This is a genomic window from Paenibacillus sp. SN-8-1, from assembly GCF_050995535.1.
Taxonomy (GTDB): Bacteria; Bacillota; Bacilli; order Paenibacillales; family Paenibacillaceae; genus Fontibacillus.
In genome coordinates this window covers 2,044,830-2,058,251 of the sequence record NZ_CP194782.1, presented here as the reverse complement: position 1 = coordinate 2,058,251, position 13,422 = coordinate 2,044,830, and the positions used below count along the sequence as shown (strand labels likewise).

The 13,422-nt window shown below is 47.5% G+C and carries 10 protein-coding genes and 1 tRNA gene; 1 reads left to right on the top strand and 10 read right to left on the bottom strand.

Going from position 1 to position 13,422, the window contains the following annotated elements; translation table 11 throughout:
* Window positions 1-132 precede the first annotated feature (132 nt).
* From gyrA to ACRRNK_RS09670, 5 genes are all read right to left on the bottom strand, one after another.
* Entirely contained in the window at window positions 133-2,568 is a 2,436-nt protein-coding gene (gene gyrA, locus ACRRNK_RS09690) for a DNA gyrase subunit A (protein ID WP_433946522.1), read from the bottom strand.
* Between the two features lie 11 nt (window positions 2,569-2,579).
* Complete coding sequence (parE, locus tag ACRRNK_RS09685) at window positions 2,580-4,559, bottom strand: DNA topoisomerase IV subunit B (protein ID WP_433946521.1); 1,980 nt, start codon at window positions 4,557-4,559, stop codon at window positions 2,580-2,582.
* 166 nt (window positions 4,560-4,725) lie between these two features.
* On the bottom strand, window positions 4,726-5,715 hold the full coding sequence (locus ACRRNK_RS09680; RefSeq protein ID WP_433946520.1) for an ABC transporter permease: 990 nt from the start codon (window positions 5,713-5,715) through the stop codon (window positions 4,726-4,728).
* Window positions 5,708-6,694: an ABC transporter ATP-binding protein gene (locus ACRRNK_RS09675; protein ID WP_433946519.1), complete on the bottom strand. Its 987-nt coding sequence runs from the start codon at window positions 6,692-6,694 to the stop codon at window positions 5,708-5,710. Before ACRRNK_RS09675 ends, ACRRNK_RS09680 begins: the two co-directional genes overlap by 8 nt.
* 22 nt (window positions 6,695-6,716) lie before the next feature.
* Window positions 6,717-7,529 carry a GDSL-type esterase/lipase family protein gene (locus ACRRNK_RS09670; protein ID WP_433946518.1) on the bottom strand — a complete coding sequence of 271 codons (813 nt, stop codon included), beginning with the start codon at window positions 7,527-7,529 and terminating at the stop codon, window positions 6,717-6,719.
* A gap of 166 nt (window positions 7,530-7,695) precedes the next feature.
* Here ACRRNK_RS09670 and ACRRNK_RS09665 point away from each other — a divergent pair.
* A tRNA-Lys gene (locus ACRRNK_RS09665) sits at window positions 7,696-7,768 on the top strand.
* A 179-nt stretch (window positions 7,769-7,947) separates the two neighbouring features.
* On the opposite strand, the gene ACRRNK_RS09660 is transcribed toward ACRRNK_RS09665, so the two are convergent.
* The 5 genes from ACRRNK_RS09660 to ACRRNK_RS09640 form a co-directional block, all read right to left on the bottom strand.
* The gene (locus ACRRNK_RS09660; protein WP_433946517.1) at window positions 7,948-8,487 is read right to left on the bottom strand and encodes a CAP domain-containing protein; all 540 of its coding nucleotides are present in this window, start codon (window positions 8,485-8,487) and stop codon (window positions 7,948-7,950) included.
* Window positions 8,488-8,656: 169 nt separating this feature from the next.
* On the bottom strand, window positions 8,657-9,667 hold the full coding sequence (gene mglC, locus ACRRNK_RS09655; RefSeq protein WP_433946516.1) for a galactose/methyl galactoside ABC transporter permease MglC: 1,011 nt from the start codon (window positions 9,665-9,667) through the stop codon (window positions 8,657-8,659).
* A 26-nt stretch (window positions 9,668-9,693) separates the two neighbouring features.
* On the bottom strand, window positions 9,694-11,205 hold the full coding sequence (locus ACRRNK_RS09650; RefSeq protein ID WP_433946515.1) for a sugar ABC transporter ATP-binding protein: 1,512 nt from the start codon (window positions 11,203-11,205) through the stop codon (window positions 9,694-9,696).
* Between the two features lie 138 nt (window positions 11,206-11,343).
* On the bottom strand, window positions 11,344-12,366 hold the full coding sequence (locus tag ACRRNK_RS09645) for a galactose ABC transporter substrate-binding protein (RefSeq protein ID WP_433946514.1): 1,023 nt from the start codon (window positions 12,364-12,366) through the stop codon (window positions 11,344-11,346).
* Window positions 12,367-12,602: 236 nt separating this feature from the next.
* Window positions 12,603-13,421 carry an MBL fold metallo-hydrolase gene (locus tag ACRRNK_RS09640; protein ID WP_433946513.1) on the bottom strand — a complete coding sequence of 273 codons (819 nt, stop codon included), beginning with the start codon at window positions 13,419-13,421 and terminating at the stop codon, window positions 12,603-12,605.
* Window position 13,422 lies beyond the last annotated feature (1 nt).

The window sequence follows — 13,422 nt, the reverse complement described above, 5'->3', positions numbered from 1 at the left end:
ATTTCCGGATTAAGTTTTAGATGAGTAAGCTGCTACCCGAATGTGCAGCATGGCAGGACCCTAATCCCCCTTTAATTCCAACCAAAAAAAACCCTCCCAGCCATATAATGTGGCTGAGAAGGTTTGTCTAAGTTAAGACTTGTTGACAAGGAGATCTACAATTTCATCGTTTTTATCCAATTGACTCATCGCCTTGCCGATGGCTTTGCGATCCATGATGGGTGCTTGTTCAGAGTTAAACGTGAACGTCTTGCCGTCTTTGATAACCGCAGTAATTTGTAAAGGTTCTTTGCAGAAATAGGCGCCAGCGATCCGGCTGCCATTAGGCTTCACACGCTTGCCTTCTTTGAATTCAAACGACTGTATTCCTTTGCCTCCACGGCTCTGTGTAGGGTAGTCAAGCAGTAAGGACCTCTTCGCATATCCAAGATCAGATATGACGAGAACTTCCCCTTCTTCACCTTCAACCCAAAAGGCAGCGGCTACTTCATCATCTTCGCGAAGCTGAATACCCCGGACACCCCCGGATACTCTGCCCATGGAACTCACTTCTTTCTCATTAAAGCGAATCGCCATCCCCAGCTTGCTGATCAGGAAAATATCTTGTACATTTCGGCTCAGCGTGACCGATATCACCGAATCCTCTGGCCCCACTTTTGCCGCAGCAATTGCTCCGGAGCGCTTGGATTGATATTCCTTCAGCTCTGTTCGCTTCACCTGTCCCCGCTTCGTTACGAACACAAGGCTTGCTTCGTCCTCAAAGTTCTTGACCGGAATGACACTCACGATCCGATCTTCCTTCGTCAGTGGAATAACATTCACAATCGCTGTACCGTTATCCTTCCACTTGAACTCAGGCACCTGATGAACAGGAAGCAGGAAGTACTGTCCCCGCTGGGTGAAGATGAGCAGATTCTCCAAAGTATTCACATCAAGGATATGCTTGATGTAATCCCCTTCCTTAACACCCGATCCTTCCCGTTCTCCACCGGAACGTGTGAAGGAGAGCATGCTTGTCCGTTTGATATATCCTTCACCGGATAAAGTAACAAGCACATCCTCTTGGGTAACGAGCACCTCAAGATTAACTTTGAGCTCTTCCACCTCACCCTGAATCTCAGATCTGCGGTCAATCCCATATTTCTCACGGATTTCAAGAAGCTCTTTCTTGATTACATTCGTCAGCTTTTTATCGCTCTCCAGAATGGCTCTTAAGGAGTTAATCTTCTTCTGCAGGTCATCCAGATCTTTTTGCAGGGAAGTGATCTCCAGGTTCGTCAGTCGGTACAGCTGAAGCGTTAGGATCGCATCTGCCTGGCGTTCAGTGAAGCCGAACATCCACTGGAGGTTGTTCTGCGCATCCTGCCGATTCTTGGAGGCTTTGATCGCAGCGATCACTTCATCCAGAATGTTGAGGGCCTTAACTAGACCTTCCAGCACGTGTGCACGGTCCTCCGCCTTCTCCAGCTCATATTTCGTACGGAAGGTAACCACTTCACGCTGATGAGCGATATAGGCTTCAAGCATTGCTTTAATCCCAAGCTGCTTCGGTGTTTTGTTCACGATAGCGACCATATTAAAGTTATAAGTAACTTGAAGGTCTGTCTTCTTGAACAAGTAGGCTAATATTCCTTGTGCGTCGGCTTCCTTCTTGAGTTCAACAACAATACGAAGGCCGGCGCGTCCGCTCTCATCACGAACCTCGGCAATGCCTTCAACCTTCTTCTCAAGACGGATGTTCTCCATGGAAGTGACCAGACGGGATTTGACAATCTGATAGGGTATCTCGGTAATCACAATCTGCTGCTTACCGCCGCGAAGAGATTCAATCTCCGTCTTGGCACGGATATAAATCTTACCTTTACCCGTCTGATACGCATCCCGAATCCCGTTCTCGCCCATGATTGTTCCCCCTGTTGGGAAATCAGGACCTTTAACATAAGACATAATCTCATCCAGTTCAATCTGCGGCTTCTCCATCAGAGCTATACAAGCATCAATAATTTCCCGCAGATTATGCGTTGGAATCTCTGTTGCGAAGCCGGACGAAATGCCGCTTACTCCGTTGACCAGCAAATTCGGATAACGTGAAGGAAGAACCACCGGCTCTTTGGTCGTGTTATCAAAATTATCTTTGAACAAAACTGTGCGTTTCTCTATATCTCGAAGAAGCTCCATTGCGATCGGAGACAACCGGGCTTCCGTATAACGCATCGCTGCAGCCGGGTCGTCATCCTGAGAGCCCCAGTTCCCGTGGCCATCGACCAGGACATGACCCATCTTCCATGGCTGAGCCATGCGGACCATTCCCTCGTAGATCGAAGAATCTCCATGCGGATGGTAGTTACCCATAACGTCTCCGACGGTCTTAGCCGACTTACGGTAAGGCTTATCCGGCGTATTGCCCGAATCGTACATCGCGTATAGAATACGCCGCTGTACCGGCTTCAGACCATCCCGTACGTCAGGGATAGCGCGGTCTTGAATAATGTATTTGGAATACCGCCCGAAGCGGTCTCCAACAACCTCTTCCAAATAAGCGGGCAAAAAATTCTCAAGCGAGCTCATTCATTCACCTTCTATTCCTCAAACTCTGTGAAGTCCACATTCTCCACAATCCACCGTTTACGCGGATCAACTTTATCGCCCATCAATGTGGAGACACGCCGTTCCGCCTTGGCGGTATCCTCGATTTGAACCTGCAGCAGATTGCGGGTCTCGGGATTCATGGTCGTCTCCCACAGCTGCTCAGGATTCATCTCTCCAAGACCTTTATAGCGCTGAAGCTCAAAGTTCTTCCCGAATTCCTTGAGATAATTCTGCAGCTGTTCATCCGTCCAGGCATATCTAGCTGTCTCCAGCTTGCCTGATCTGCGTGTAATCTTGTAGAGCGGCGGCTGGGCAATATAGACTCGTCCGGCATCAATCAGCGGCTTCATATAACGGTAAAAGAACGTAAGCAGAAGCACCTGGATATGCGCTCCATCCGTATCGGCGTCCGTCATAATGATAATTTTGGAATAATTGCTGTCTTCCACTGCAAATTCAGTTCCTATTCCTGCCCCGATTGCAGAAATAATATAACGGTATTCATCATTCTTCAGAATATCTGCCAGCTTCGCTTTCTCGGGATTCATCGGTTTGCCCTTCAGCGGCAGAATGGCCTGAGTTTTGGAGTCGCGTCCCTGCTTGGCTGATCCACCCGCAGAGTCACCCTCAACGATGAACAGCTCGGTACGGGTCACATCCTTGGACTGCGCCGGAGTCAGCTTACCGCCAAGATTAGAGCTTTCACTTCTCTTCTTGCCGGTACGCATCTCATCACGCGCTTTGCGAGCCGCTTCCCGCGCTCTGGAAGCCTGAACCGCCTTCTTAATGAGCACCTGTGCTACCTGCGGGTTCTCCTCCAGGTAGACCTGCATCCGCTCGGATACGATCGAATCCACCGTGCTTCGCGCAGAGGCGCTGCCCAGCTGATCCTTGGTCTGGCCGACAAATTCAACATCGGACATCTTGACACTAATAACGGCCATCATACCTTCTCGAAGATCTGTACCTTCAAGATTCTTGTCCTTCTCCTTGAGCATCCCGTTCTTACGCGCATAATCGTTCATAATCCGCGTATAGGCGGTTTTGAACCCGGTCTCATGCGTACCGCCGCCGCGTGTCGGAATCGAGTTCACGAAGGAAGCCAGCGTCTCGGTATAGCCCGCATTGTACTGCAGCGCCACCTCAACCTCGACATCATCCTTCTCGCCGAGAAAATGAATGACATCATGAAGAACATCCTTGCCTTCATTCAGGAACTGAACGAATTGTCTGGCTCCGCCCTCATAAAAAAACTCGTCGGAACGGTCAGACCGCTCATCCTTCAGAACCACTTTCAGGCCCGAATTCAGAAAAGCAATCTCCTGCAAACGTTCCGCGAGGGTATCGTAATTCAGCGCTATGCCGCCCTGGAAAACTCGAATGTCCGGTTTAAAAGTAATCTTCGAGCCTGTACGGTTCGTATTCCCCAGAACCTCAAGACCTGTAACTGGTTCACCAACGTGTTCAATTCCTTTGTTATCCACCCAATATTCAAAGCGCTGCTTGTGAATTTTCCCTTCCCGGAAAATTTCAACCTCCAGCCACTCGGACAATGCGTTCGTTACAGACGCACCCACACCGTGGAGACCCCCGGATTTCTTATAGCCTGCTCCACCGAACTTACCACCGGCGTGGAGAATAGTGAAGACGACCTGGGGAGTCGGAATACCTGTCTTATGCATACCGGTCGGGATCCCCCGCCCGTTATCAAATACGGTAATGGAACCGTCCTTGTGCAAAGTAATGTCAATTCGCGAACAGAATTTGGCGAGATGCTCGTCCACTGCATTATCCACGATTTCCCATACGAGATGGTGAAGGCCCGACGAGCTTGTACTCCCAATATACATACCTGGCCGCTTACGGACTGCGACTAGCCCTTCGAGCACTTGAATGTCGTCTGCCCCGTAACCCTTTGAGCCATCTTTGCCCACAGGTTCTTCGGCAAACAAATCGATCTGATCGACCATTCATGCTCCTCCTTTATTTACGCTTTATGTATACAGTGAACGGAAGAGTTATCCCTCAGGTAAGGAGTTCAATCGATAGCCTATACCCAAGGGAACATTCAAAAGTCACACTGTATTAACAAAAACAATCAAAATGCAAACAGATGTTTTGTTATCCTTGTCCATTTTAATTCAATATATCCTGTTTCGTAAAGACAGTGAATGAAATGATGAGCGATATGGCCGCCCAAACCGCCAGAACTGTCAAAGAAAATCCTAATGTCATACCTTCAATGGGTGCCGGAGTACCTGCCAAGTAATTGGTTAAGTCCAAGTTCACCATGAACAAATATTTAGCACTCGTCCAGGCAGACGCCATATTCGTTAGAATCGTTCCGGCAATCAGAGCAGCCATCATAATTACAATACTTGCTGCTGTACTGCGGACTAATACGGATACCATAAAGGCAAGCATCGCGACCGTAATGCTTATGAACCAGATCAGCCCGCATTGCATCAGGATGTAAGCCCATTGTGGAACGGCATGCACTCCAGACAGGTCTACATCGGAGCCGTTAAGCTTAAAGCCGGTGAACACCGGAATATTAAATCCTTTATATCCAAAAACGAGTCCGGATATTAGATAGCTTACGATAAACGCGGAGACGACGATCAACGAGACGAACATAAGCAGAGCAATCAGCTTGCTAAACAGCACCTTCCATCTTCGCACCGGTCTTGTAAGCAGCATCTTGATCGTTCCCGAAGACCGCTCTGAGGAGACAATATCCGAGGCAATGGCCATGATCAGAAGAGGAATGAACAGCGTAGCCGCATTATCCATGAACTGCCGTGTGAAGCCCACGCCCCCAGGCTCCTGAGGATTCACATCATGCTCCAAATAATATTTCATCTGCTGAATATATATAATTCTGTATTTCTTCCACTCCTCGGGCACACGGGCGCTTTGGAGAGAATTCTGATTATCCGTAATGGCTTGACGAACAGCCAGACGCCAATCCGAATTGAATTTCTCACGATTATTCTGGGCAATCTTCATCTGGGCATATACAAAGATCGGGACGAGCACAATCAGAACCAGAATGACAACATAGAACCTTTTCTTCTTCATCATTTTGATCGTCTCGTTCTTAATTAACGGCAATACACTATTCAATCGATTCACCTTCTGTCATCTCGAGGAACAGCTGCTCCAGAGTAGGATTTATCTTATGTACATCCCGTACCTCAACCCCTGCGTTCACCAGAATAGGAACCGTAGCGGAAATGGAATCACCGATGAACTGGGTAACCACAGAATCCTCATTCAGACCTGCGGCGATTGTATCATCAAGGACGGAATGGGGGTCAGCTACGATCTTAGCCCCTTGTTTCTTCAAAATCTCAATGCCGCGAGCCCTCGGATTCAGCTGCCATATCACATAGTTGGCATTGCCAGAGACCAGTTCATTTACGCCGCCTACGGCAAGCACCCGGCCGCGGCTTATGATCGCCACGCGATCGCAGAGCAGCTGAATCTCACTAAGAAGATGACTGGATACGAACACAGCCATTCCCTCCTCAGCCAACCGGCGGATAAAGGCCCGGAGCTCCTTGATTCCCTTGGGATCAAGTCCATTCGTAGGCTCGTCTAGTATGAGCAGCTTAGGACGGCCAAGCAAAGCCTGTGCGATTCCAAGGCGCTGACGCATCCCCAGCGAGTAGGTCTTCACCTTATCGTGAATTCGCTGATCCAGCCTTACGATCTCAACCACTTCCTGAATCCGCTGCTCATCAACCCCCGGCTGCATACGGGCGAAATGTTGGAGATTCTCCCATCCCGTCAGGTAGGGATAGACCTCTGGGTTCTCTACAATGGAGCCCACAAAAGCCAACGCTCGCTCCGGATCACGATTCACGTCATAGCCGCAGATCTGAACTTTGCCCTCGGTTGGCTTAATAAGATCTACGAGCATCCGGATCGTTGTCGTCTTCCCAGCCCCATTCGGCCCAAGAAATCCGAAGATCTCACCGCTTCTTACGTCGAAGGTGACATCATCGATAATCCATTTCTTCCCGATCTTCTTCCGCAAATGCTCTACGGAGAGCACGATTTCTAAGCTGCTGCGTTCTTCCTGGCTGTTATGGACCAACACTTCTCACTCCTCACCTGATCTATTAACGCAGTCCCTGTACAATACGCTCTGCAATATATTGATATCCGTCGCCATTCGGATGGAAATGATCATCCGCCAAATATTTATTCGTATTTCCCGTGAAAATGTCAAAGGTTGAGACAACCCGGCCATTTTCATAGGTGTTCAGTATTTCTGAAGCCCTCATATTCCAATCCGTAACAGCCTGGTTCCCAGGAATCCGCATTTCCTTCAAATCGTTAAAAGGATTATAGAGGCCCACATAGACCAGCTGTGCTGTTGGATTGATCTCATAAATTTTATCGACTATTTGCTTCAGTCTTACAGAAGCCTTCTCGACCTCAGAAGATAACTCCTTATAAGTGGGAAGAGCCTTGCCGGTTTGGACATTCTGGGCCCCCTGGAACAAGTCATTTCCTCCAATGGATAGAAGAATGACATTTGCGCTCCTTAGCACGTACTGAACTCCCTCTTCACTTAACGTCGGCAGAAGTCCTTTTGTAGTCATCCCGTTCACTCCCAAATTGTTCACAAGCTTAACCGGAAGCTTCTGGTCCTTTTGGAGCTCATTTAGCGTTCTACGCACAAACCCTTGACCTGTATCATCTCCGGTCCCTTTAGCCAGGGAGTCACCTAGCGATACGATATTAAATTCCTTGGCATTCGTTGTTGGAGCTACGCTTGATAAGTTCCCGCTAGGGGTACTTGCCCACAGATTCCCAGTCTCCGGTGCGATTACGTCTTTAACCGCATACAAAAATCCGGCAAGCAGCAGCAGCGTTGCCAGAACTGAAGATATGCCTATAGTTCGCCATAACCAAGACGAAGAATTCATAATGACCCTCCCGCTGTATTAGTCAGATGTTTCTTGTTCAAGTATACATTTGTTAGACTTATGTAATTAACATAAATCACCTTTTTACAATTTGCAAATTCAATAGGGATAGAACTAGACATTTGTGAAAACAAAGAGTATAATAAATTTCACCGAGTTATTTTTTGGGTTATTAGCTTAGCTGGTAGAGCAGCCGACTCTTAATCGGCAGGTCGCAGGTTCGACCCCTGCATAACCCATACTGTACCCGAAGAAGCAGCGGACATATCCGCTGCTTTTTTTATTATTTACATCGTTGATTTCTATGTATCTTTCTTATGATGAAATCTCTTCAACATAAGGAACTTAAGACAATAACCCAGAAAGCCTTGTAGAGATAAAAAGATCTGCTTACCCGAATTGGATAAGCAGCCCTCATTCATTTTCCGATAAATTCTTGTACCCATAGTCCATTGTAATACCCGACACCGATCAGTGTATAATGCGGATTCAAAATATTCTTACGGTGACCTGGGCTGTTCATCCAATCCTTAACTACTTCCTCCGGAGTTTGCTGCCCTTTGGCAATATTCTCGCCCGCGTAACGAAACGTAATGTTATAAGCGTCCATCATGTCGAATGGAGAACCATAAGTAGGTGAAGTATGGCTGAAATAATTATGCTTGTACAGATCAATAGCCTTATCCTTCGCAAGTCCTCTCAGCTTGTCATGAACAACAAGCGTCGACAATCCCGCCTTCGTCCTCTCCTTATTGACGAGTTCTACCACCTTGGCTGCACGATCGGCCTGGATCTTGGCGTACATCGCCGCAAGCTCTGCCTGCTTGGAGGTCGCGCCGGCCTTTGAATAAGTGGCAGCTGCTGCATCGGAATTAATGAAGTACGTACTGAACAGCAGGGCGGCCAGTACTGCAGAGATCATGCGTGATGCCAATGTTCTTACGTGTAACTTGTCCATGATCAATCTCCCCTTTCCAAGCGGAACATTAAGGTAATTAACCTCCATTATTGAAAATCCTAACAGAGTTAGCCTTATGTAACATTTTAACATGGATAGGATGTCCTCGCATTACCAAAATGTGGGATAACCGCGACATTTCTGCCGCGGCTGATTGTTAATTCATTTATTATTTTTTGTTCGCATATTTACGCATGTCGAAAGCTACTGCGGCAACGATAATAATACCTTTGATAATCAGCTGCCAGTTCGGACTTACCCCGATAAACGTTAATCCATAGTTGATAACTGTAAAGATAAGCACCCCGGTCAAGACACCCGGTACGGTACCGATACCCCCAGTTGTTGACACGCCGCCTACCACGCATGCTGCAATGGCATCAAGCTCGTACATGTTACCGTAGTTATTAGTTGCTCCACCTGTTCTGGCTGCTTCCATTACACCCGCAAGGCCATACAGTGCACCTGCGATGGAATAGATCCAGATCAGGTTACGGGACACGTTAATTCCTGATACTTTAGCAGCTTGTTCGTTACCGCCAATTGCATACATGTTTTTACCAAGCCGTGTTTTGTTAAAGATGACCCACACTATAACAGCTACGATGAGTGCAATAATGACGATATACGGGATGGAATATTGGCCAGAACCAATACTTCCGGACCCCCACCATTTAGTGAAATCAGGTCTAAGTCCGCCAATCGGCTGTGAGTGGTTCGGATCCATATCGAAGTATAGTGAGTTCACACCATAAATAATAACCATCGTACCCAGTGTAGCAATGAATGGGGGAACCCTTAATTTAGCTACAATTAATCCATTGATCATTCCGAACAGGAACCCGACTGCAATCGCAAGCAGAACGGGAACGATAACCGGCAGGTCTGCAAGTCCCGGGAAGAACCTTCTCGGGTAATCCTGAATCTGCAGCATAGAAGCTGAGATAACGGCGGTTAGGCCGACCATACGTCCTGCTGATAAGTCCGTTCCCCCTGTAATCAGGATGAAGGCAACACCCAGCGCAATAATCGTCCGTGTAGCTGATTGGTTCAATACGTCACGCAGTGCGTTAATCCCGATAAAAGATGGATCATAAATAGCTATCCCGATAATCAGTACCACCAATACGATATAGATGGCATTTTGAGTAATAATATCTTGTATTCTTCTAGCACTCATGTTCATGCTTCCTCCCTCTCCCGCCTTTAATGCTGGGCAGCCAGTCGCATAATCGTCTCTTCACTGGCCGTTTCTCCATCTAGAATTCCTGTCATTTTCCCTTCGGACATAACCATAATGCGATCGGACATCCCCAGCAGCTCAGGCATTTCTGAGGAGATCATAATGATGCTCTTTCCTTGGCGTGCCAAGTCCGCAATGATGGAGTAAATCTCGAATTTCGCTCCCACGTCTATACCACGGGTAGGTTCATCCAGCAGAAGAACCTCCGGCTCGGTTAACAGCCATCTTGCAAGCAGAACCTTTTGCTGGTTCCCCCCGGACAGATTCATAATAAGTGCCTTGGTATTCGGCGTTTTGGTACGCAGCTTCTCAATCATTTTGTTAGTCTCAGCCTGCTTCTTCTTCTCATTGAGCAGCAAGTATGGCGTTACGTACCGGTCCAGATTGGCAATAGCTCCATTCTCATGCACGGACAGCACGGGGAAGATCCCGGTAGTCCGGCGTTCTTCGGTTAATAGGGCCAGACCATATTTCATTGCATCTTTAGGTGATTTGATCTTAACTTTCTTGCCATGAATAGAGATACTTCCTGAAGACAGCTCCCGAAGGCCGAATAGCGCTTCAATCAGCTCTGTCCGCTGAGCCCCAACCAGTCCGCCAACACCGAGAATTTCTCCCTTTCTAAGCTCGAAGGAGACGTTCTTGAACGATTTGTCCACTGGTGAAGTCAATTCATGTGCTTGCAAAATCACATCTCCAGGCACGTTGTCCCGTTCTGGGAAACGATGCGTCAGATCGCGTCCGACCATCTTCGAGATGATAAGATCCGTTGTCATCTCAGCTGCCGGCCAAGTGCCGATCTTCTTCCCGTCACGCATGATGGTGACATCGTCCGAGATGCGAAGGATTTCCTCCATTTTGTGAGATATATAAATGATGGCAACGCCCTTGGCTTTCAAATCACGGATAATACGGAACAAATGTTCAACTTCCACACCGGTGAGCGACGAGGTTGGTTCATCCATCACGATAATTCGAGAGTTAAATGATACCGCTTTCGCGATTTCGATCGACTGAATCTTCGACACTGATAATTTACCAACTAAGGTGTCCGGCTTTAAATCAATATCCAGCTGTTTGAAAAGCTCTTCTGTATCACGGTACATCTTGCTGTGATCCACGAACTTAAATGGCCCTAGTCCCTTCATTGGGAATCTTCCGAGCCAAATATTCTCCATGACATCCCGGAAAGGGATTGGATGAAGCTCCTGATGGATCATCGATATGCCGTTTGCTAGAGCAGCGCTGGAGTTCTGAATCTCGGTTTTATTGCCATTCAAATAAATTTCGCCTCCGTCCGGCTTGTAAATACCGAACAGACATTTCATAAGGGTCGATTTCCCTGCGCCATTCTCTCCCATGAGCGCATGCACAGTTCCGGGCCTAACCTGCAAGGTTACTTGATCTAATGCTTTAACACCGGGAAATTCTTTTGAGATATTTCTCATCTCAAGGTAATACTCTTGTTCAGCCATTTGCATTTCGCCTCCTTACTACCGCATTTCCTATCCGCTTTATTTATTCTTTGCGATGTATAAAACTTGGAAGGCTCCCTGCAGTTCTGCAGAAAGCCTCCCTTTTCTTATGCCTTATGCCGAGAAGCTTGAATTCACTTATTGAGCGTCTTTCATGTTGTCTTTAGTGATTTTTTTGTAAGGAATCCAGATGTACTGCTTGTCGGTTACATCAAAACCAACGCTTTCTTTTGTGATTTCTTTGCCTTGACCAAGCAGGGAAGCCAGTGTAACTGCTGCTTTACCTTGGTTGTTCGCATCGTTAAGAACGGTACCCAGCAAAGTTCCATCTCCCAGTGCTTGAAGCGCTGGTGCAGTAGCGTCAACACCTACAACTGGTACATATTTACCGCCTGTAAAGTATCCTCCCGCTTTCAATGCTTCGATAGCTCCGAGCGCCATATCGTCATTGTTCGCGAAGACAGCTTCGATCTTATCGCCATGCGCGGCCAGGAAGGCAGCCATTTTCTCTTGACCTTTTACACGGTCCCAGTTCGCATTGTCTTCAGCCAATTTCTCCACCTTGATGCCTGCTTCTTCTACAGCCTGAATCGAATACTTCGTACGAAGCTCTGCATCCTGGTGACCTTGTTCACCCTTCAGCATGACATATTGGAGAACGCCGTCTTTATTCTTATCCGCTTCCGGATGAGCTTTCCAGTAATCTACAACCAATCCGCCTTCCAGGGAACCGGATTCTTCTGCTTTGGCTCCAACGTAGTACACCTTATCCCATTTCTTCATATCTTCTGGAAGTGGTTCGCGGTTCAGGAATACTACCGGAGTGTCTTTCGCTTTAGCTTTATCAATGATGACACCTGCTGCTGTACGGTCAACCGGATTGATGACAAGAGCTTTCGTGTTCTTAGTCAAGAACAAGTCAACCTTATCATTCTGTGTTGGCTGAGAGTTCTGGCTGTCTACGATTTCAACTTTCGCAATCCCTTTACCGTTCTTCTCAATTGAGTTACGAACACCTGTCATGAACGTGTCGTCGAACTTATAAATCGCTACACCTACGCTCGGCTCAGTGGAAGAACCACTGCTTCCCGAACCTGAACACCCCGCCAGTGCTGCTCCCAAAACCGATGTTGCCAGTACTACCATGCTTAATTTCTTCATATTCTGTTGACCTCCCATAGTCTGATAAGATGGTACCTCTTCTTTATTTAGGTCTGATTTGTGGGTCATGTGAATCACTTGGTTACGTTTTCATTATGCATGAATATCGAACCTTTGCGAATCTAAAATTCTGATGTGTTTATATGAAAATTCTCACTAATCTGCTTATGCGAATCATAATAAAAAGCGCCTCTCCGATTAGGGAAAAGACGCTTCATCATTCATATGTCTCATTGCTAATTATGCTTATCTACATACCTGCCGTGCTCAGGCACAGCAAGTTCATCAAAGTTCTCGGCTAATCGGCTGAGTCCTCTCATTAGCTGCTCACCAGACACCGGCCGTCCATGTCCAGTAATTGCCCTTTGCGGCTTCAGATCGGCGAGCTTCTTCACGGACTCCTTCGCCTGCTCCCAATCCGGGGTGAAATAAGCAGGAGGACCACTAAACTCAATCTCTTGGGAAATGACAGATAACGCAGATTCTTGCTTGACTGTAATAAAAGCATCCCCAGCTATTAAGGTTCTGTCCGAATCCCTGTACAAAGAAATGTGACCCGGGCTATGTCCGGGAGTATGAATCCAGCGCCAATCTGGAAGATATGGAACGCTCCCGCCCTGGGGAAGTGAATGTATTCTGTCCCCCATATCTATAGCCTTGTGCGGATAAATCGGCGAGATTCCGGCCATTAATCCACCACCAACGCTGGGGTCACCCGGGGGATAGTCCTGCTTGCCTGTCAAGAATGGCAGCTCGAGTGGATGAGCATAGACAGGTGCTTGCAGACGATCTGACAGGGTAATAGCGCCTCCTACATGATCAAAATGCCCATGCGTGAGAATGATCGCTTTAGGTGAACGTCCATATCGTTCAATCGCTTCTCTCTCGAGCGCATCCACTACAGACTCGAGGCCAGTGTCAATTAGCACCCAATCTCCTCTGGAAGGGTCACCTACAAAACATACATTAGCGATAAGCGACCGTACAAAAGTAATATCACTAGTCACGGATTCGACATCGAGCGCACCCGTCTTCAGCATGCTTTTATCATTCACT

Bases quoted from the DNA above. Each gene is read 5' to 3' on its own strand.
- ACRRNK_RS09650 (WP_433946515.1), bottom strand. From the start codon at position 11,205: ATGGCTGAACAAGAGTATTACCTTGAGATGAGAAATATCTCAAAAGAA.
- ACRRNK_RS09645 (WP_433946514.1), bottom strand. From the start codon at position 12,366: ATGAAGAAATTAAGCATGGTAGTACTGGCAACATCGGTTTTGGGAGCA.
- ACRRNK_RS09670 (WP_433946518.1), bottom strand. From the start codon at position 7,529: ATGAATTCTTCGTCTTGGTTATGGCGAACTATAGGCATATCTTCAGTT.
- ACRRNK_RS09660 (WP_433946517.1), bottom strand. From the start codon at position 8,487: ATGGACAAGTTACACGTAAGAACATTGGCATCACGCATGATCTCTGCA.
- parE (WP_433946521.1), bottom strand. From the start codon at position 4,559: ATGGTCGATCAGATCGATTTGTTTGCCGAAGAACCTGTGGGCAAAGAT.
- mglC (WP_433946516.1), bottom strand. From the start codon at position 9,667: ATGAGTGCTAGAAGAATACAAGATATTATTACTCAAAATGCCATCTAT.
- gyrA (WP_433946522.1), bottom strand. From the start codon at position 2,568: ATGAGCTCGCTTGAGAATTTTTTGCCCGCTTATTTGGAAGAGGTTGTT.